Source organism: Streptomyces sp. NPDC048419 (assembly GCF_043200415.1).
Lineage (GTDB): Bacteria > Actinomycetota > Actinomycetes > Streptomycetales > Streptomycetaceae > Streptomyces.
This window is the reverse complement of record NZ_JBICXT010000026.1, coordinates 18,901-38,253: the sequence shown is the minus strand read 5'-3', so window position 1 is coordinate 38,253 and position 19,353 is coordinate 18,901. Positions and strand designations below refer to the sequence as shown.

17 protein-coding genes are annotated in these 19,353 nt (G+C 72.4%); 9 read left to right on the top strand and 8 right to left on the bottom strand.

The window, feature by feature from the left end:
* Positions 1-234 precede the first annotated feature (234 nt).
* The 3 genes from ACGFYN_RS37720 to lanKC form a co-directional block, all read right to left on the bottom strand.
* Positions 235-1,935 carry an ABC transporter ATP-binding protein gene (locus ACGFYN_RS37720; protein ID WP_393870485.1) on the bottom strand — a complete coding sequence of 567 codons (1,701 nt, stop codon included), beginning with the start codon at positions 1,933-1,935 and terminating at the stop codon, positions 235-237.
* A 112-nt stretch (positions 1,936-2,047) separates the two neighbouring features.
* A complete protein-coding gene (locus tag ACGFYN_RS37715; RefSeq protein WP_393870484.1) occupies positions 2,048-2,167 on the bottom strand; it encodes a SapB/AmfS family lanthipeptide in 120 nt (39 codons plus the stop codon).
* 58 nt (positions 2,168-2,225) lie between these two features.
* A complete protein-coding gene (gene lanKC / locus ACGFYN_RS37710; protein WP_393870483.1) occupies positions 2,226-4,811 on the bottom strand; it encodes a class III lanthionine synthetase LanKC in 2,586 nt (861 codons plus the stop codon).
* A gap of 195 nt (positions 4,812-5,006) precedes the next feature.
* Between lanKC and ACGFYN_RS37705 the strand changes: the two genes are divergently transcribed.
* The 6 genes from ACGFYN_RS37705 to ACGFYN_RS37680 all read left to right on the top strand — a co-directional run bounded on the left by ACGFYN_RS37705 (position 5,007) and on the right by ACGFYN_RS37680 (position 11,585).
* Positions 5,007-7,448 (top strand): SpoIIE family protein phosphatase, encoded by a 2,442-nt coding sequence (locus ACGFYN_RS37705; protein WP_393870482.1) that lies wholly within the window; start codon positions 5,007-5,009, stop codon positions 7,446-7,448.
* A 157-nt stretch (positions 7,449-7,605) separates the two neighbouring features.
* The gene (locus ACGFYN_RS37700; protein WP_393870481.1) at positions 7,606-7,785 is read left to right on the top strand and encodes a hypothetical protein; all 180 of its coding nucleotides are present in this window, start codon (positions 7,606-7,608) and stop codon (positions 7,783-7,785) included.
* 99 nt (positions 7,786-7,884) lie between these two features.
* Positions 7,885-8,952, top strand: a complete 1,068-nt coding sequence (locus ACGFYN_RS37695; protein ID WP_393870480.1) for a glucose-1-phosphate thymidylyltransferase — start codon at positions 7,885-7,887, stop codon at positions 8,950-8,952.
* On the top strand, positions 8,949-9,917 hold the full coding sequence (gene rfbB / locus ACGFYN_RS37690; protein WP_393870479.1) for a dTDP-glucose 4,6-dehydratase: 969 nt from the start codon (positions 8,949-8,951) through the stop codon (positions 9,915-9,917). The genes ACGFYN_RS37695 and rfbB overlap by 4 nt, the downstream gene beginning before the upstream one ends.
* Complete coding sequence (rfbD, locus tag ACGFYN_RS37685) at positions 9,914-10,795, top strand: dTDP-4-dehydrorhamnose reductase (protein ID WP_393870478.1); 882 nt, start codon at positions 9,914-9,916, stop codon at positions 10,793-10,795. Before rfbB ends, rfbD begins: the two co-directional genes overlap by 4 nt.
* Positions 10,782-11,585 carry a class I SAM-dependent methyltransferase gene (locus ACGFYN_RS37680; protein WP_393870477.1) on the top strand — a complete coding sequence of 268 codons (804 nt, stop codon included), beginning with the start codon at positions 10,782-10,784 and terminating at the stop codon, positions 11,583-11,585. Before rfbD ends, ACGFYN_RS37680 begins: the two co-directional genes overlap by 14 nt.
* Here the strand turns inward: ACGFYN_RS37680 and rfbC are convergent.
* The 4 genes from rfbC to ACGFYN_RS37660 all read right to left on the bottom strand — a co-directional run bounded on the left by rfbC (position 11,575) and on the right by ACGFYN_RS37660 (position 15,375).
* Entirely contained in the window at positions 11,575-12,180 is a 606-nt protein-coding gene (gene rfbC, locus ACGFYN_RS37675) for a dTDP-4-dehydrorhamnose 3,5-epimerase (RefSeq protein ID WP_393870476.1), read from the bottom strand. The two genes, ACGFYN_RS37680 and rfbC, sit on opposite strands and share 11 nt — an antisense overlap.
* 4 nt (positions 12,181-12,184) lie before the next feature.
* Positions 12,185-14,140 carry a glycosyltransferase family 2 protein gene (locus ACGFYN_RS37670; protein WP_393870475.1) on the bottom strand — a complete coding sequence of 652 codons (1,956 nt, stop codon included), beginning with the start codon at positions 14,138-14,140 and terminating at the stop codon, positions 12,185-12,187.
* 115 nt (positions 14,141-14,255) lie between these two features.
* Positions 14,256-14,840: a hydrolase gene (locus ACGFYN_RS37665; protein ID WP_393870474.1), complete on the bottom strand. Its 585-nt coding sequence runs from the start codon at positions 14,838-14,840 to the stop codon at positions 14,256-14,258.
* 73 nt (positions 14,841-14,913) lie between these two features.
* Positions 14,914-15,375: a MarR family winged helix-turn-helix transcriptional regulator gene (locus tag ACGFYN_RS37660; protein ID WP_393870473.1), complete on the bottom strand. Its 462-nt coding sequence runs from the start codon at positions 15,373-15,375 to the stop codon at positions 14,914-14,916.
* A gap of 114 nt (positions 15,376-15,489) precedes the next feature.
* On the opposite strand from ACGFYN_RS37660, the gene ACGFYN_RS37655 reads away from it, so the two are divergent.
* From ACGFYN_RS37655 to ACGFYN_RS37645, 3 genes are all read left to right on the top strand, one after another.
* On the top strand, positions 15,490-15,990 hold the full coding sequence (locus tag ACGFYN_RS37655; protein WP_393870472.1) for a metallophosphoesterase family protein: 501 nt from the start codon (positions 15,490-15,492) through the stop codon (positions 15,988-15,990).
* A 105-nt stretch (positions 15,991-16,095) separates the two neighbouring features.
* The gene (locus ACGFYN_RS37650) at positions 16,096-17,526 is read left to right on the top strand and encodes an MFS transporter (RefSeq protein ID WP_393870471.1); all 1,431 of its coding nucleotides are present in this window, start codon (positions 16,096-16,098) and stop codon (positions 17,524-17,526) included.
* Between the two features lie 218 nt (positions 17,527-17,744).
* Positions 17,745-18,659 carry an aminoglycoside phosphotransferase family protein gene (locus ACGFYN_RS37645; protein ID WP_393870470.1) on the top strand — a complete coding sequence of 305 codons (915 nt, stop codon included), beginning with the start codon at positions 17,745-17,747 and terminating at the stop codon, positions 18,657-18,659.
* Positions 18,660-18,677: 18 nt separating this feature from the next.
* Here the strand turns inward: ACGFYN_RS37645 and ACGFYN_RS37640 are convergent, their stop codons facing one another.
* On the bottom strand, positions 18,678-19,346 hold the full coding sequence (locus ACGFYN_RS37640; protein WP_393870469.1) for an SRPBCC domain-containing protein: 669 nt from the start codon (positions 19,344-19,346) through the stop codon (positions 18,678-18,680).
* Positions 19,347-19,353: the final 7 nt, after the last annotated feature.

Genomic DNA, 19,353 nt, shown 5'->3' with positions numbered 1-19,353 from the left:
CGAGCCCGACGTCCACCCGTCCGGTGAGGAACCCCGCGTCGAGGGCGCGCGCCGGGGCGTACCCGGTGAGGAAGGTCTGACCGGTCTCCAGTACGGACCAGCATCCGAGCCGGAGGAGGACTCCACGGCGGGACCACAGGAAACGCAGGCCACGCGCCCGGAGGCTGTCGCGGCGGCCCGGCCGCCGAACCCCGTCCTTCACGCGGACCCCGACTTTCACCTGCAACCCGTCCTTCACGCGGACCCCCCGTCCCCGAACACTGCCCGGTATCCGTCCAGCCGCCACAGCTCCGCATGCGTTCCGACCGCCCGCACCCGCCCGCCGTCCAGCCACGCCACCGCGTCCGCCCGGGCCGCCGTGGCCGCTCGGTGGGCGATGAGGAGGCGGGTGCTGTGGGTGCCGTGGGTGAGGAGGGAGCCGGTGATCCGGGCTTCCGTCACCGTGTCGAGGCTGGAGAGGGCGTCGTCGAGGATGAGCAGACGGCCGCCGTGGGCGAACGCGCGTGCCAGGCCGAGCCGTTGGGACTCGCCGCCGGAGCGCGGGGCGTCGCCGAGGGGGGTGGCGTAGCCGTCCGGCAGGCGCCGTACGAAGTCGTCCGCGCACGCGAGGCGGGTTGCTTCGCGGACGGTCGCGGGGGAGAGGGGCCGCGGGCCGAGAGCGACCGCGTCCTCGACGGTCGTGCCGAGCAGGGCGGGGCGCTCGAAGGCGTAGCCGACGGCGCGGCGCAGTTCGCTGCGGCTCAGGTCACGCAGGGGGACGCCGTCGAGCAGGATCTCGCCGGCGTCCGGGTCGGCCAGGCGGCCGGCGAGCGCGGCGAGCAGCGACTTGCCCGTGCCGGAGCGGCCGACCAGGGCGAGGGTCGTGCCGCCGGGGACGACGAGGTCGACGCCGTCGAGCACGGTGCGTCCGCCGCGCCGGGCCGTCACGCCGCGCAGCTCCAAGCGCCCCGGACCTGAAGGCAGTTGGCGGTCGCCGTGGGCGGTGGCCGGCTCCGAGAGGACCTCGTCGAGGCGCCCGGCGGCCGCCCTGGCCCGGGCCAGACTCGCGAACTGGCCGACCAGCACGCCGACTCCGGTCGCGAGCACCGCGTACCGGGAGGCCGCCAGCACCTCGCCGACCGACAGCCGGTGCCGGACGAGGAGCACTCCGGCCACGGCGACGACGCCGAGCTGGAGGAGCGGCGCCACGGTGCTCGCCTGCGCCGCGGCCCGCCCCTGCACCCGCCACATGCGGTGCCCCGCGCGGGACAGTTCGGGCAGCGGTCGCAGGATCCGCGCCGCCTCCTTGTCCGCCGTGCCCGCCGCCTCGATGGTGCGGTGACCGGCGACCGCCTCCGCCAGCGCGGCCGCGATCCGCCCCTGCACCTGCTGGTAGTCGGCCACGCAGCGGGTCGTGTCACGGGCGAAGGCGCGCAGCAGGAGAGTCAGCACGGGTGCCCCGGCCAGGAACACGGCCGCGAGCCAGGGGTCGATGAGGCCGAGCGCGACCATGCCGCCGACGGGTCCGGCGAGCGCGGCGAGGAGGGCGGCGCGGGCGGCGGGAGCCGTTCCCGCCTGGGAGGCGTTGCCGACGAGCCGGGCGACGAGGTCACCGGGCCCGAAGCGGGCGGCCGCGCGCGGGCCGGCCGCCAGCACATGCCCCGTCAGCCGCCGCCGCAGCCACGCCGTCGTCCGCGCGTCGACGGTGCCGCCGAGCACGGTCTCGCACGCGTCGAGCACCACGGCAAGGAGCACGAGTCCCGCGCAGCACAGCACCCAGCGGGTCGCGGGGGCGTGGGCCAGCAGCAGGTCGAGGGTGCGGCCGAGAGCGGCCGGCAGAAGCAGACCGGCACCGGTCGACGCCACACTCAGCAGGCACAGGACCACACTTCGGGCCCCGCTGTGCCGGGTGGCCGAGTTCAGCAGAGCGGCGGGATCTGCGGCACGCGTCGTCATGGTCGCCATACGACCGCTGCCTCGCATCCGGGGTCGCAGGGGTGCGCAGGACCGCGGGCGGCCCGTCCCTCGCGGGAGCGGACCGCCCGGAGCCGTGGGCGTACGGTGACCGTCAGACGCAGAGGATGACGCTCGCCGCGCTGACACAGGAGAGCAGGCTGACGGTGCTGGCGCCGCCACCGCCGCCGGTGTGCTCGTCGGATTCCATCGTCTGCAGGTCGAGGAGTGCCATGTTGGTGGTCCTTTCCTTCGGTGTCCATCCGTGGGGACGGGGTTGGGTCACGACTCCGTCAGGTTGCGGAGCCGAGTCGTGGGTGCCGCCTCAGCGGCGGCAGGAACGGCAGGTGGGCGCTGCCGTCGCAGGCCGCGTCGAGCGCGAGCAGACAGCCTGCCGTTCCGGTGGCGAGGTCCATGGAGAGCCGCATCATCTGATGGCCGGGGAAGGCCAGTTGACCTTCGTACGCCATCGCGTACCAGCCGAGCCCGTCGATCTGCTCGGTGAGCCGCCGGGCCGTCGCCTCCGGCTGCGTGGTGCGGCCGAGGTGCAGGATCAACCCGGCGCGGCCCTGGAAGAGTCCGGGCTGCGCGTAGAAGCGGCAGGCGGCGGCGGTGAGGATGCCGGCGCGCGCCTTGTCGAACTCCGCGTCGTCGGCGTGCTCCAGGAAGTCGTCGAGGACCATGCCCAGTCCGGCGCTGCCGTCCCCGAGGTAGGGCAGCGTGCGCCAGCCCTCGTCGACCTCCAGGCCGCCACCGCGCTGTTGAACGACGCAGCACTCGAGGTCCCGGCCCAGCGCCTCGCGGGCAGCCTCCAACAGCCTTGACTCACCGGTGCGTTCGTACTGCCGCAGCAGGAAGAGCGCGGGACCGGCCGCCCCTCGCAGCAGGCCGGCCCGCCGCCTGCGCGTCTCGGGACGCGGCTCGGCGAGACGCCGGACGAGGAGGTCCGCGGCCTCGGCGGACCGCTCGCGCAGCTCCGACTCGCCCGTGCGGTCGGCCAGTTCGCCGAGGACCAGGCCCAGGCCGGCCAGGCCGCCCTGGAGGTCGGAGGAGAGGTTCTGCCACCTCTCCCCGAGGACGACCTCGATCAGGTCAAGGGCCGGCTGCCGGTGGCCGAGCCGTTCGAGCACGTGGGCCACGCCCGCGAGTCCGTCGTACAGGCCGAGCGGCGTGCCGGCCGGCGGCGGGTCGGTGTGGGACAGCAGCCAGCGCTCGCCCTCCTCGTACCGTTCGGCCCCGCTCTCGGCCAGCGCGTACAGCACGCCGGCCGCGCCGTACGCGAGGCCTAGGCCGCCGCCGTCGGAGAACTGGGCGATGTCGCCCGGGAAGAGCCGGTCGTCGCGGTCCGGGGTGGCCGAGGCGAGGATCGCCTTGGCCATCGATTCGCGGCTGTGCGGCCGGTCGGCGGGCCGTACGTACGCCGGGGCGCCCGCGTCGGCGCCTCGCGTGATCTCCGTGACCGCCTCGTCCAGGAACTGCCGCGGCACGTCGGGGAATTGCTCGGCAATCACCTCGGCCAGATGCGCCGCCTTGCCCCGGTCGACCACGAACAGGGTGGTGACGGGCAGGAACAGTGCGAGCCGTAAGCAGGCGAGCGCATAGCGGTCGACGGCGGTGCCGGTGCGGTCGGGCGGGGCGAAGAAGCCGGGGTGGGCGACGACTTGGCGGCCGTTCTCCGCCACCGGGGCCGCCGCCTCGAAGTCGAGCAGGAACACCGACTCCTCGTCAGGGGCGACCATGATGTTGAAGACGTGCAGGTCGTTGAAGACGATCCCGCGCGCGTGCATCGCCTCCACCGCGCGCTCGACCGCCCCGTGGATGCGTACCGCCCATGCGGTGTAGCGCGCCACGGCGTCCGGATCCGGGTCCGGCGTGAGCAGCGGATGCCGTTCCGCGAAGTAGGAGTTGAGGGGGCGCCCCTCGAGGAAGTCCATGACCAGGAACCGGTGGTCGCCGAGGGTGAACCAGTCCCGCACCTCCGGCACCACGCCCGTCCCCGCGACCTGCTCCAGGGCCTGCTTCTCGCGCTCCAGCCGGGCGATCGCGTCCGCGCCGTCGGAGGCCAGCCCCGCGTGCGGCCGGCCCTCCTTGAGGACGACCTTGCGACCGTCGCGGGTGTCGGTGCCCGCGTACACCCCACCGCCGTTGGAGAAGTGCAGCGCCTTCTCGATGCGGTAGGGCAGGTCGCCCACGGTCGTGGTGTTGCGGGCCGCCAGCTGCGGCTCGAGGAACGCCGGCAGCGTCACCCACTCCGGCACCTGGAAGGACGGTGCCCGCCGGTCCGGCACCAGCCGCCCCTCGCCGTCGCGCACCGCCGGCACGAGCGAGCCCCGCTCGTCGACGGTGAAGGTGCGGGCGAAGGCGCCATAACGGACGTAGAGCGGACCCTCGTTCCAGCGCAGATCGGTGAGGATGTACGGGCCTTCCAGACCCTCCAGCAGCGCGCCCAGTTCGCGCAGGACCTGCTGGAGCTGGTCCTCGTCGACCGGGTAGACGGTGACGAACTTGCCGCTGGTGTCGCGGCCCGCGTACTTGGTGTTGCGCAGGTGCAGCAGATGCGGAGCCGGCACGAACTTGAACGGGATGCGGCGCGGTACGCAGTAGGCCCACACGGCCGCGGCGATCCGCTCCGCGTCGGCCCGCGTGGCCGAGGCGTGGATCTTCCAGCCCTGGGCCGGGCCCGGCACCGGGCTCCCGTCCTCGCCGAGCGGCTGCAGCATCAGCCAGTCGCCGATCCGCGCCGACTCCCAGCCCTCCGGCACCCGGCGACGTGCGGTCGCGAACGAGGGCGCGTCCTGCTGTCCGCCGGCACCGAGCCGGTCCGGCGTCTCGTAGAAGTGTCTGTCGGCGAGCGCGTACACCTCGTACCGCTTGTCCATACGTCCCCCTCCGTGGTCCGGCATCGAGATTTCCAGCCGGGCGGGGGAGCGGGACAGTCACGGGTGTCACCAGAACACCGTGCGATACGCATGCGTCAACACATGTTCGGTGGGTTTCGACCGGACGAGTCCGGCGAGCCGCCCGGAATACGCACAGGGGCTGCGCACGCGTCTCATACGCGCTGTAATACGGACGTGGTCAGTGAGGGCGCTGAGGGACGCAGAACTGGAACGCTGCGTGCCGAAGACGCCCTCAAAGCGCTCACCTCCGGTCCGGCCTCACCCGATCGGGTGCACCGTTTCCTGGAACAGGCGCTGGTCTTCGCCGGAGCGGCCCTGGTCGCCGTGTACGCGCCGGGGGAGGACGCCGACCTGCTCTGTCTCGCCCAATCGGCGGGTGTGCCGAGGACGCTGTTCGGCCTGCGGGAGACCTATCCGCGCTCGGGCGGCTCTCCCGTGGCCGAGACGCACCGCTCCGGCTGCCCGGTGTCGCTCGGGCCCGAGGACGCGTGCGCCGGTGCGCAGGCGCGGGACTTCTTCCTCACGGTGCTGCCCGTGCGCGGGGACGGCGACGGCGGCGGCGCCTGTCTGCTGGCCGTCAGCGAGCGGCCCGACGGCTTCGGCACCGAGGACCGCAAGTGCCTGGAGCTGATCGCCGACGCCGTCGGCTGCCCCGCCCCGGCCCGGGCCCAGGAGGGCGGCGAACTGCCGGCCAACGCGTTCAGCCTGGCCATGGACAGCGGCCGGGTCGCGGTCGGCGACGACATCCTGGATCTGTTCGCCCTCACCCGCGCCGAGTTCGACGGCAAGGTGGAGACGCTGCTGGGCCTGACCGTGCCGGAGGACCTGCCCGCGCTGATGTCCGTCGTGGAGGCCGACCACGCGGCCCTCGGCGACCGCGACCTGGAGTTCCGGGTGCTTCAGCCGTCCGGCCCGCCGATGTGGCTGCGGCTGCGCGGCCGCCTGGTGCCCGGCGGCGACGGGCAGCCCGCCCGGCTCGAGGGCACGGTCGCCGACGCCTCCAAACTGCGCTCCGACCTCACCGACGTGGCCCGTGTACAGCGTCTCGCCGCCATGCTCGCCACCGCGGGCACGGTCCGCGACGTCAGCCAGGCCGTCGTTTCCGCCCTGCGCAAGCCGTTGCAGGCCGACCGGATCGCGCTCGCGGAGCTGGAGGGCGACCGGCTCGTCGTGACGGTCCTCGACCCGCCCGAACCGGAGTCCTGGCCCGAGCTGTGGCGCCTGGAGTGGCGCTCCGAGTGGCCCGACGCGCCCGTACGCGCCATGCCCACCCTCGCCGCCGCGCTGCGTGAGGGCCGCGCCCACATCTGGCCCGCGGGCACGCCCCTGGAACCCGCGCTCGCCGACGTCGGCCCCGGCGGACTCGCCGTCCTGCCGCTACCCGCCGGGAACCGCATGGCCGGCGCCTGTCTGATCGGCTGGGACACCCCGCACGAGTTCGGCACCGACGAACGCGCCCTGCTCACCGCCTCCGCCGGCCTCGCGGGCCAGGCCCTGATGCGCGCCCACGCCTTCGACGCCGAGCACGAACTCGTCGGCATGCTCCAGCGCCAGCTGCTGCCGCGCCGCCTGCCCAAGCTGCCCGGCGCGGTCGCCGTAGCGCGCTATCTGCCCACCACGGCGGGGCTTGAGGTCGGCGGCGACTGGTACGACGTGATCCCGCTGCCCGACAACCACGTCGCTCTCGTCATCGGCGACGTCCAGGGCCACAGCGCGGCGGCCGCCACCCTGATGGGCCAGATGCGCACCGCACTGCGCGCCTACGCGGTGGAGGGCCATCCGCCGGACGTGGTCGTCTCGCACGCCAACCGGCTCCTGGTGGACCTGGAGACCGACCTCTTCGCCACCTGCTGCTACGTCGACGTGGACATGGAGGAGGGCTCCGCCTGGTACGTCCGCGCGGGGCATCTGCCGCCCGTGCTGCGCCACCCGGACGGCAGCACCCACATGCCGGAGGCGGAGGGCGGACCGCCGCTGGGCGTGGTCGCACAGGCCGACTTCCCCATGAGCGTGCTGCGTCTTCAGCCCGGCACCGTGGTCGCGCTGACCACCGACGGTCTCGTCGAGTCCGCCGAGGCCGACATCGACGAGGGCCTCGACCGCCTGGCCCACGAACTGTCCGTGGCCGACCCCGCCCACCTCGGCCAGGTCGCCGACGCCCTGCTCGGCAACGCCCACCGCAGCGACGACGTCGCCCTGCTCCTGCTGCGCTACGACGGCATGGCGCTGCGCCCGCAGCGCGAGAGCTGGACGGTGTGGCGCGTCCCCGAGGCGGTCGGGCACACCCGCCGCTTCACCCGGCGCACGCTGCGCACCTGGGGCGTGTCCCGGGAGGAGGCGGACACCGTGCTCCTGATCGTCTCCGAGCTCGTCACCAACGCCCTCGTGCACACCGACGGCCAGGTCCGCCTCGACCTCACGCTGCTCGACAACCGGGTGCGCATCTCGGTCGCCGACTCCTCGCCCCGCACCCCCGTCAAGCCGACCAGCATCGGCTGGGAGGCCACCGGCGGACGCGGCATCCTCCTCGTCGAGGCCATGTCGGACACCTGGGGGACGGTGCCGGTCAGCGGCGGCAAGCAGGTGTGGGCCGAGGTCCCGATCAGCTGGCCGTGACGTTGGCCGTGATCAGCCGCAGGAGCCGCTTGGCCAGGGCGTCCTGTTCAGGACCACCGGTCGCTCCTCCTCGGTGAACCGGCCCGAACAGCGTTTCGTCCGGGCGGCACGGGAAACCCGGAAGGCGGGCAACGACGTAGGAAGAGGATGAATCACCGTGACCGCTCAGCTCACTGAGAAGCTCGCGATACGCAGGCCTGAGTCCGGCTGGTCGAAGGCGCGGCGCCATCGGGGCAAGGACGTCGTACGGACCTGTATCCCGGCCGTCCCCGAGGGCGACGCGACCCGGACGGACCAGTACGGCCTGGAGGGGAACATCGTGCGGGGCGAGGACTGAGACCGTTCTCCCGGGACGGCCGGTGAGGCTGCGCAGTCCTTACCAAGAAGCCACCTTGTAAACGTTCGCCTTACCGTGATCGACGCTAGGGTGAATCAGATGAAGGCTCTCGTGTTGTCCGGCGGTGCCGGTACCCGATTGAGGCCGATCACACACACATCGGCCAAGCAACTAGTCCCCGTGGCCAACAAGGCCGTGCTCTTCTACGGACTGGAATCCATCGCGGAGGCCGGTATCACCGAGGTGGGCGTCATCGTGGGTGACACCGCCGAGGAGATTCAGGAATCCGTCGGCGACGGATCCAAGTTCGGCCTGGAAATCACCTACATCCCGCAGGAGCGGCCCCTCGGGCTGGCGCACGCCGTGCTGATCGCGCGGGACTGGCTGGGCGACGACGACTTCGTCATGTATCTCGGCGACAACTTCATCGTCGGCGGCATCAGCCCCCTCGTCGACGAGTTCCGCCGCAACCGGCCCGACGCCCAGATCCTGCTCACCAAGGTGGCCGACCCGCGTGCCTTCGGTGTCGCGGAGCTCGACGCCGAAGGCCAGGTCGTCGGCCTGGAGGAGAAGCCGAAGGACCCCAAGAGTGACCTCGCGCTGGTGGGCGTCTACCTGTTCACGCCCCGCATCCACGACGCCGTGCGCGCCATCCGGCCGTCCTGGCGCGGCGAGCTGGAGATCACCCACGCGATCCAGCAGCTGATCGACGAGCGCGCCGACGTGCGCTGCACCGTCATCAAGGGCTACTGGAAGGACACCGGCAACGTCGTCGACATGCTGGAGGTCAACCGCACGGTCCTGGAGACCCTCGACCGCCGTATCGACGGCGAGGTCGACGAGGGCTCCGAGGCGATCGGGCGCGTGGTCGTGGAGGAGGGCGCGCGCATCGTGCGCTCACGCATCGTCGGCCCCGTCGTGATCGGCGCGGGCACGGTGGTGGAGGACTCCTACGTCGGCCCGTTCACCTCCGTCGCGGAGAACTGCCGGATCACCGACAGCGAGCTCGAGTTCTCCATCGTGCTGCGCGACTCCTCGATCCTCGGAGTGGGACGGATCGAGAACTCCCTGATCGGCCGGCACGCCGAGGTGACACCGGCCCCCAACGTGCCCAGCGCCCACCGCCTCGTCCTCGGAGACCACAGCAAGGTGCAGATCCATACATGAACCTCCTCGTCACCGGCGCCGCCGGATTCATCGGCTCCTGCTACGTCCGCACCCTGCTGGCCTCCGGAGCACCTGAGGGACTCCGGATCACCGTGCTGGACAAGCTCACCTACGCCGGTAACCTCGACAACCTCGATCTCGACCACCCCCAACTCCAGTTCGTCCAGGGCGACATCCGCGACGCCGAACTCGTCGACAAGCTGATGGGCGAGGCGGACCAAGTGGTGCACTTCGCCGCCGAGTCCCACGTGGACCGCTCGATCGCCGGCGCGACCGACTTCGTGCTGACCAACGTGGTGGGCACCCAGATCCTGCTGGACGCGGCCCTGCGCCACCGGGTGGGCCCCTTCGTGCACGTCTCCACCGACGAGGTCTACGGCTCCATCGAGTCGGGCTCCTGGCCGGAGGACCATCCGCTGGCCCCCAACTCGCCGTACTCCGCCTCCAAGGCGTCCTCCGACCTGCTCGCGCTGGCCTACCACCGCACCCACGGCCTGGACGTGCGCGTGACGCGCTGCTCCAACAACTACGGGCCGCACCAGTACCCCGAGAAGGTCATCCCGCTGTTCGTCAGCAACCTCCTCGACGGCAAGAAGGTCCCGCTCTACGGCGAGGGCCTCAACGTCCGCGACTGGCTGCACGTGGAGGACCACTGCCAGGGCATCGAACTCGTCCGCACCAAGGGCCGGCCGGGGGAGGTGTACAACATCGGCGGCGGCACCGAGCTGAGCAACAAGGAGCTCACCGGCCTGCTGCTGGACGCCTGCGGGGCCGGCTGGGACCGCGTGGAGTACGTCGAGGACCGCAAGGGCCACGACCTGCGCTACTCGGTCGACTGGAGCAAGGCCCGCGACGAGCTGGGCTACCGCCCGCGCCACGATTTCACCACCGGCCTCGCCGACACCGTCGCCTGGTACAGAGACAACCGCGCCTGGTGGGAGCCACTGAAGGGGCGGTCGGCATGAGGTGGCTGGTCACGGGAGCGGGCGGCATGCTCGGCCGGGACACGGTCGACGAGCTGGCCCGGCGCGGCGAAGAGGTGGTGGGCCTTGACCGCGCCGCCCTCGACATCGCCCAACAGGCGGCCGTCGACGAGATGTTGGCCGAACACCGCCCCGACCTGGTGGTCAACTGCGCCGCGTACACAGCCGTGGACGATGCCGAGACCGACGAGGAACAGGCCCTGCTGATCAACGGTGACGGGCCCCGCCACCTCGCCCGCGCCTGCGCGGCGCACGGCGCCCGCATGATCCACGTCTCCACCGACTACGTCTTCGCGGGCGACGCCGGAACCCCGTACCCGGAGGACCACCCCACCGCGCCGCACACCGCCTACGGCCGCACCAAGCTCGCCGGGGAGCAGGCCGTGGCGAAGGAGCTGCCCACATCGAGCGCAATCGTGCGAACCGCTTGGCTCTACGGGGTCCACGGGCGTAGTTTCGTCCGCACGATGATCGATCTGGAGTCACGCCGCGACACCCTCGACGTCGTCGAAGACCAGCGCGGACAGCCCACGTGGAGCGCGGACGTCGCCGCACGCCTCGCCGACCTGGGCCCGCACCTGGGGCGCGGCGCGAGTGGTGTCTTCCATGCCACCAGCTCCGGCGAGGCCAGCTGGTACGAGCTGGCCCGCGAGGTCTTCAGGGGTTTGGGCGCCGATCCCGACCGGGTGCGGCCCGTGGGCAGCGAGGCCTTTGTCCGGCCCGCGCCCCGGCCCGCCTACAGCGCCCTCGCCCACGGCCGCTGGCAGGAGCTCGGCCTGCCGCCTCTGCGCGACTGGCAGGCCGCCCTGCACGAAGCTCTTCCACTGATCCGCAAGGAGTCCCTTCGTGAAACGCCATGAGTTCCTGCGGGAACTGCACAAGGTCACCGCCAACCGCAACTACCTGGAGATCGGAGTCAACGACGGCCGCAGCCTCACGCTGTCGCGCGTCCCCAGCATCGCGGTCGACCCCGCCTTCAAGGTGGTCACGGAGATCAAGTGCGACGTCCACCTGGTGAAGGCCACCAGTGACGACTTCTTCGCCCGCGACAACCCGCTGCAGTATCTGCGCGGCGGCCGGCACCCGCTGCGCAACCTGCGCCGGGGCCGCAGCCCCATCGGGTACTGGCGGCGCACCACGCTCGACCTGGCGTTCATCGACGGCATGCACCTGTTCGAGTTCGCGCTGCGGGACTTCATCAACATCGAGAAGCACGCCGACTGGGCCAGCGTGATCGTCTTCGACGACATGCTGCCGCGCAGCATCGACGAGGCGGCCCGCGACCGGCACACCACGGCCTGGACCGGTGACGTCTACAAGGTCATCGAGATCCTGACCCGCTACCGGCCCGACCTGGAGCTGGTGCTCGTCGACACCCAGCCCACCGGCCAGCTCGTCATCTTCGGTGCGGACCCCAAGAGCACCGTGCTGAAGGACAAGTACGACGAGATCATGGCCGAGTTCGAGGTGCCCGACCCGCAGAAGGTGCCCGAGGCGGTCCTGGAGCGGGTCAAGGCGGTCAAGCCGGAGACGCTGATGGGTGCCGACTTCTGGCGCCCGATGGTGCGTGCCCGCAACCGCGGCCTGAGCCGAGCCCGCGGCTGGAAGGCACTGAGCTCGGCCCTGGAGCCGTACGCGGTCAGTCGCTGACCCCGCTGCGAAGCTTCTCGTAGTAGGCGGTGCAGGCCTCGTACGACGGCAGCAGTCCGTCCCGCTGCGCCTCGGCCAGTGAGGGAGCCTCGGCGTCCTTCGGCGACAGCAGCGGGCGGATGCCCTCGGGCCAGGTGATCCCCAGCTCCGGGTCCAGGGCATGCACACAGCGCTCGCGCTCGGGCGCGTAGCCCTCCGACGTCAGATACACCACGGTGGCGTCGTCGGTCAGGGCCATGAAGGCGTGCCCGAGCCCCTCCGCGATGAACAGCGCGTGCCGGTTGTCGTCGTCGAGGCGCACCGCCTCCCACTGCGCGAACGTGGGCGAGCCGACGCGCAGGTCGACCACCACGTCGAGGATCGCGCCGCGCACGCAGGTGACGTACTTGGCCTGCCCGGGCGGCACGTCGGCGAAGTGCAGGCCGCGCACGACACCCCAGCGGGAGACCGAGCAGTTCGCCTGCTTCAGCGCCAGGTCGTACCCGGTGGCCTCACGGAACTCAGTGCCGCGGTACCACTCGTGGAAGCTGCCCCGCTCGTCCGGGAAGACCTTCGGCTCGAGCGCCCAGGCGCCCTCCATGCCCAGTGATCGCACGCTGTCACGCCTTTCCGGTCTTGGTCTTCGAGTCGGTGCGTCGGCCGAGTACCACGGCGAGCCCGCGCCGCACCCTGCGGGCCAGCCGTCGCAGGGCCGAGGGCTGTGGGGCCCGTGCCACCTCGACCGAGTGGGCGTTCGCGCGCAGGGCGAGCGGCAGCGGCAGGAAGCGCCGGTCGGCGGCATCGGGGGCCGCGCACAGGGCGGTGCGCCAGGTCGCACCGCCGAGGTCGGCGACGGGCAGGTCGGCCTCCAGAACGGCACCGTCCCCGGCCGGGGAGAGCGTGCCGGGCGTCTCGACCGACCGGGCGGGCGAGGTGAGCCGCAGCAGCACCGCAGTGCCGGCCGGCACGTGCAGCGGCAGCGGCACGCGCAACCGGTTCCCCGACAGGTCCACGGTGTCGGGGGACAGACCGCCCAGCCCCAGCCGCTTGCTCGCACGGTCGACGTCCAGGGAGAGATGGCCGTGCTGGTCGGTCCAGTACGGCAGGACCACGTGCCCGGCCACGACGGCGGCGGAGGCGGCGGCGCGGGCCTTGCGCGGGCCCGGTCCGATACGGGCCTCCTTGCTCCAACCGCCCACCCTGGCACGGGCGTAGGTGTCCCACAGCCCGATGCGCAGCGGTGCACCCTCCACCGCGCCGGCGGGGTCGAAGGTGACCGTCGCGCGCAGCACCAGGCGCACGCGTCCGCTGTCCTCGACCGGCACGATCTCGCGGGTGACCTCGACCGGCTGGAAGTACTGGGCGCCGGTGGAGCGTTCGCGCACCAGCAGGTCCAGCGTCGCCTGCCCGAACTGGGCGACGGTGTCGGCGCCCACCCAGGCGATCGCCGCGTCGGTGCTCGCGGGCGGGCCGTCCAGCGGGGTGGGCACCCCGCTGCCGGGGAACGTCAACGGCGCGTCGCCGGAGGTGAGTTCGGCGGCGTAGTCGAACCTCAGCCTGCCGTCCCGCCACTCGAGCGTGCCGGGCCGGGCGCGCAGCTTGAGCCCGGCCTCCCACTCGGCGAAGGCCACGAGGTCGTCGTACCGGTAGGCGCTGATCAGTGAGGCCACGACCTGCTGCGTGGGCGGCAGTTCGGCGGCGACGGCGGGCCCGAAGCGCTCGGTGACGACATGGTGGATCTCCTCGAACTGCTTGCGCCGGTAGTCGTCGGGCATGGCGAGGAACCGCTTGGCGCGCATCCGCTCCACCATCTCGACGCGCAGCCAGCGCCGGTAGAGGCTGTCGCGGACCGGGCCCGGCTCGGTGTACCGCTCGACGACGTCGAGCGCCTCCCGCAGGTTCTTGAAGTACCCGACGGGGTCGAAGCGTTGGAAGCCCGCGTTGGAGGAGTCGCCGCGGCGGATGTGGTAGTAGCAGACGTAGTCGCCGATGACGGAGACGTTGGCCGCGCGCAGATAGGCCTCCACCACGAAGACATGGTCCTCGAGACGCCTTCTGCCCTCGGGGAAGCGCAGGCCGATCTCGTCGAGGAAGGCCCGGCGGAACATCTTGTGCGGGGTGAGGCTGTCGATGAGCGGGGCGTCCTCGACGTTCGCACGCGGCCGGTTGCTGCGGAACAGCTCCACCGGCACCTGGCGGCCCTGGCCGGCCATCTTGCCGACGATCACGTCGGCGCCGTTCGCCACGCCGTAGCCGTACATCCGCTCCAGGGCCTCGTCGCCGAGGTGGTCGTCGTTGTCGACGAACATGACGAACTCGCCCTGGGCCGCGGCGATTCCGACGTTGCGGGGCTTGCCCGACCAGCCGGAGTTCTCCTGGTGGATCACCCTGACCCGGGGCTCGTCCGCGGCGAGCGCGTCGAGCCGGGCCGGGGTCTCGTCGGTGGAGCCGTCGTCGACGAAGATCACTTCGTATTCGTCGGGTGGGAGGGACTGCCTGAGCAGCGAGGCGATGCAGTCCTCGATGTAGGGCCCCGGGTTGTAAACGGGGACGATGACGCTGACCTTTACCGGCATCGTGCTCCGGGCCCCCTCGGGTCGCTCGCCGTGTGTGGGTGCGGGTGGCAGGATGCTATCTCCGCCGGGGGCTTCGTCCCACTCCGGGGCCTTCCGCCGCGTCTCGGCGGGTCGGTCAGGTGTGCGTCTTGGCGAGCAGTGCCAGGATCTCCGCCGTGGTGCCCCGCTCGCCCAGGCGCGGGAAGATCCGCTCGACGCTGTTGCGGTGGGCCTCGGGGTCCAGGTCGGTCATGGCGTCGGTGGCGAGCGTGACGTGGTAGCCGTGCTCGTGGGCCGCGCGGGCGGTGGACTCCACGCCGATGCTGGTGGCCACACCCGTCAGGACGATCTGCGTGACACCGCGGCGGCGCAGCAGGACATCGAGGTCGGTGCCGTGGAAGGCACCCCAGTTGCGCTTGGTGACGGTGATGTCGCCGTGGTGGCCGGCCAGTTCGTCGACTATGACGTCCCAGCCGTCGGGGCGGGTGCCGCCTGGACGAGAGGCCTCGTTGCGGCCGGGCACGGCGTCCGAGCCGTCCGCGGCGAAGGAGACCCGCACCAGGACGACAGGCAGGTCACGGGCGCGGAAGGCGTCGGCGAGTTCGGCCGTACGCGTGACGACCTCGGTGGTGGTGTAAGGCTGGGCGGGCGCGGCGACGACGCCGGCCTGGAGGTCGATCACGACCAGGGCCGTGCGCGGGTCGAGGGCGGTGACGGTCATGAGGTCAGGCCTTTCGGGGGGCGGGCTTGCTCGGTGAACGGTCGGGTCGCGGACGGCCGGGAGCGGAGGAGTGTCAGGGCCCGGTGAGCCGCTCCAGCAGCGTCAGCCCCTCCAGCACCTTCTGTCGCTCGTCCTCGGTGAAGCGGTCCTGGAGGGCGCGGGCCAGCCACTCCTCACGCGCCTGCCGGTCGCCCTCGACCCGTTGCCGGCCGGTGTCGGTCAGCGTGACGAGCTGGCGGCGGCCGTCGTCCGGGTCGGGGCTGCGCCGGATCAGCCCGTGCCGGTCCAGCGCGGCGAGCGTGGTGGCCATCGACTGCGGCCGTACGCCCTCCGCGACGGCCAGCGCGCTCGCCGTCGCGGCGCCGTGCTTGGCGATCAGGGTGAGGGCGGAGACCTGGGGCGGTGTCAGCTCCTCGCTCTCCGCGACCTCCCTGATGCGGCGGCGCAGCCGGCTGAACACGACCCGCAGGTCGCGCGCCGCACGGGATGCGGAGTCGGAGATGCCCTCGGTGGGTTCGGCGGCCTTCGCGTTCATGGCCCCACGGTAAAACCGTAAGACGGAACTGTCCAGCTCAGGCTGAACAGCTTGGCCTGTAGATTCCCGGCGGGTCTCCTCAACTCGGCTCGCCGGCCTGCCTAGGCTGCCGTCGTGCGCCTTCTGCTGACGACCGACACCCACCTCCCCAAGCGTGCCAAGGAGCTGCCCGCCCCGCTCCTGGCCGAACTCCCGCGCGCCGACGTCGTGTTCCACGCCGGGGACTGGGTCGACACCGAAACCCTCGACCTGTTCGAGGCCCGCTGCCGCAGACTCGTCGGTGTCCACGGCAACAACGACGGTCCGGCGCTACGGGCCCGGCTGCCCGAGGTGGCGCACGCGGAACTCGGCGGGCTGCGCTTCGGATGCGTGCACGAGACGGGCGCGGCGCAGGGCCGCGAGGCGCGCTGCGCCGCCCGGTTCCCGGACGTCGACGTCCTGGTCTTCGGGCACAGCCACATCCCGTGGGACACCACCGCCCCGGGCGGACTGCGGCTGCTCAACCCAGGCTCACCGACCGACCGCCGCAGGCAGCCCCACTGCACGTACATGACCGCCACCGTGGCCGACGGCCTGCTCACGGACGTGGAACTGCACCGGCTGCCCCGCAGGTAGCGGCCAGTTTCGGGGTGCGGGAAAGGGGGCACCCGGCAGCGGCGCCCGCGCGGGGCCGACCGGCGTGCGCCGGGCGTTGTCAGACCTGCCTGTTACCAAGGAACCATGACTGGATCACCGGCAACGCTTCTGCGGCGCGCAGTGAACCCGGTACGCCACGAGGGCTCGCCGCGCACCGTCCTGCTCGTCATGTGCACCGGGTACTTCCTGGTGCTGCTCGACGTCACCATCGTCAACGTCGCGCTGCCCGACATCGGTTCGGGCCTGGGCACCGACGTCGGCGGCCTGCAGTGGGTGGTCGACGGCTACGCACTGGCGCTGGCCGCGCTGATGCTGACCAGCGGGACGGCCGGAGATCTCTACGGGCACCGGAGAGTGGTGCTCGCCGGACTCGTCGTCTTCGGCGCGGGATCGCTCGCCTGCGGACTCGCGCCGGACGTCCCCGTGCTCGTCGCCGCCCGGGTGATCCAGGGCGTCGGAGCGGCGCTGCTGCTGCCGGGCACGCTGGCGATCATCAGCCGTGCGTTCCCCGACAAGGCCGCACGCGCGCGGGCCATCGGCGTCTGGGCCGGCGTCGGAAGCCTCGCCCTGCCCGCGGGCCCGCTGCTCGGCGGCGCACTCGTCGAGGCTCTCGGCTGGCGGGCGATCTTCCTGCTGAACGTACCGATCGTGCTGGTGGCCCTGGTGTGGGCCGCGGCGATCGTGCGCGAGAGCAGGGACGCGCAGGCCCGGCGGCCCGACGTGCCCGGACTGCTGCTCGCCGGTGTGCTGCTGCTGGCGACGACGTACGCCTTCATCGAGGGCGGCCGCGCGGGCGCCACCGCGCCACAGGTGCTCACCGCCGCCGTGCTCGCGATCCTCACCGTGCCGGCACTGGCCGTGGTCGAAGTGCGCCGCGGGGACGACGCGATGCTGCCCGTGGCTCTGCTGCGGCGACCGGTCTTCGACGCGGCGAACGCGGTGGCCGGAGCCATGAACATGGGCACGCTCGGCACACTGTTCGTGCTGATGCTGTTCCTTCAGTCGGTGCAGGGCCGCTCCGCGCTGCTCGCGGGCGCGACGGTGATACCGCTGTTCGCCCCGCTCGCCGTCATCGCGCCGTTCGGCGGGCGCGTCACCAGCCGTATCGGCGCACGTCTGCCGGCGACCGCCGGGCTGCTCATGGGCGCGGCGGGACTCGCACTCCTGGTCCTGGCCGGACCGCAGTCGCCGTACCCGGTCCTGCTGCCCGCCTTCCTGCTGTGGGGCGCGGGCATGGGCTTGTTGACCCCGGCGGTCGTCGCCGCGGCCATCGGGGCCGTTCCCGCCGAGCGCTCGGGGCTGGCCTCCGCGATGAACAACACCGCACGTCAGACGGGCGGCGCGATAGGCATCGCGGTGGCGGGCGCGGTCGCCGGTGAGCCCGGCGACGGGGCGCGATTCGTGCGGGGATTCCACGCGGTGGCACTGGGAGCCGCGGGTCTGTACGCGGCGGCCGCCGTGCTCGCGCTGGTCATCCTGCCCGGAGTGCTGTTCCCGGGCGGCGGCGAGAGGTGATCCGGACGCGGCCATTCGGCAGGATCCGGGCCGCTTCAGGCGAATGGAAGCGGCCCGGGCGCTGCGAGTGTGCGTTAGTCACGGACCTCCTTCCCGCAGAAGGTGCTGTGTGCGCGGAGGCGCTTTCTCCTCCGTTGAGCGCCGACTACCCATCCCCCTCTGCCTCACACATCGAAATTCGGTGGATCTGAGCCCGCTGTCCCGGTGAACTGGACCGTGTGCTGATCGACGAAACGCTCGTACGCCGTCTGCTCGCCGCCCAGTTCCCGCAATGGGCCCATCTTCCGGTCGCCCCGGTGCCGCAGTCCGGCATGGACAACGCCACATTCCGGCTCGGCGAGGAACTGTCCGTCCGTCTGCCGCGCTACGCGCACTGGGTCGGCCAGGTGGAGCGCGAGCACCGGTGGCTGCCCCGTCTGGCCCCGCACCTGCCGCTGCCCGTCCCCCAGCCACTGGCCAAGGGCGAGCCCGGCGAGGGCTACCCGTACCCCTGGTCCGTCTACCGGTGGCTGGACGGTACGACGATGACGCCCGGCGAGCTGGCCGACCCGGTCCGCACCGCCCTCGACCTCGCCGGATTCCTCACCGCGCTCCAGGCCGCCGACGCCACCGGCGGGCCCGGCCCGGAGCAGAGCAACGCCTTCCGCGGCGTGCCCCTCGGCGACCCTCGTGACTCCATCGCCGTGGAGGCGCGCGTGCGGCCCAAGATCGAGGCGCTGAAGGGGACCGGCCTGGTCGACACCGACGCGGTCACCGAGGTGTGGGAGGCAGCGCTCGCCGCGCCCGCCTGGCAGCAGCCGCCGGTGTGGATCCACGGCGATCTCGACGCGGGCAACTTCCTGACCAGGAACGGCAGGCTCAGCGCGGTCATCGACTTCGGCACGCTGGCCGTTGCCGACCCCGCCGTGGACCTGGTCCCGGCCTGGAAGGTGCTGCCGGCGCGGGCACGGGAGGTCTTCCGCGTGCGGGTCGGCGCGGACGAGGCGACCTGGGCACGGGCCCGGGGCTGGGCGCTCGCAGGTTCGCTGCCGGTGCCGGACGACCCCTTCTTCCGGGATCACCCGGCGCGGATCACCGCGGCCCTGCACCACCTCGAGCAGATCATCGCCGACCACCGGGGGACCGGCTCCTGACGCACCGGCCGGCGGGCGTCAATGCCGCCGCCTGCGCCGCAGCCCCAGGGCCACCACTGCCACCACGAGCACCGCTGCGGCTCCGACCGCCGCCCGTTTGGCCACCGGCAGCCCGGCCGTACGGAGCAGGTCGATGGGCTCCGCCTCCGCGGGCGGCTCCTTGACGGCGGCGGCCCGCCCGCCCGCTGCGGACTGGCCGTCCGCTGCCGGCTGCTCGCCCGCCGCGGGCTCGTCCTCGGCCGCCGGCTCGCCGATCCGCTCCGACAGGCAGTCGGCGAACTGGCCGATGAGCCGGTCGCCGACCTCCGCCATCACACCGCGCCCGAACTGCGCCGGACGCCCGGTCACCGTCAGATCGGTCCGCACCGACACGGTCGTACCGCCGTCGTGCTCGGCCATCGTCGCGGTCACCTTGGCGCGTGCGGTGCCCTGGCCGCGGGTCTCCCGGCCGCTGGCGGCCAGCACCATGCGGTGCGCCGCCTCGTCCTGCTCCTCGAAGACGGCGGTGCCCTTGTACGTCACGGTCACCGGACCCACCTTGACCTTCACCGAGCCGGTGACGGTCTTGCCGTCGTAGTCCTCGACGGCCGCCCCGGGCATGCACGGCGCCACGCGCTCGATGTCGAGGAGCGTTCCCCAGGCGTCGTCGACCGGGACCGGCACGGTGAACTCGTGGTGCAGTTCCATGACTTGC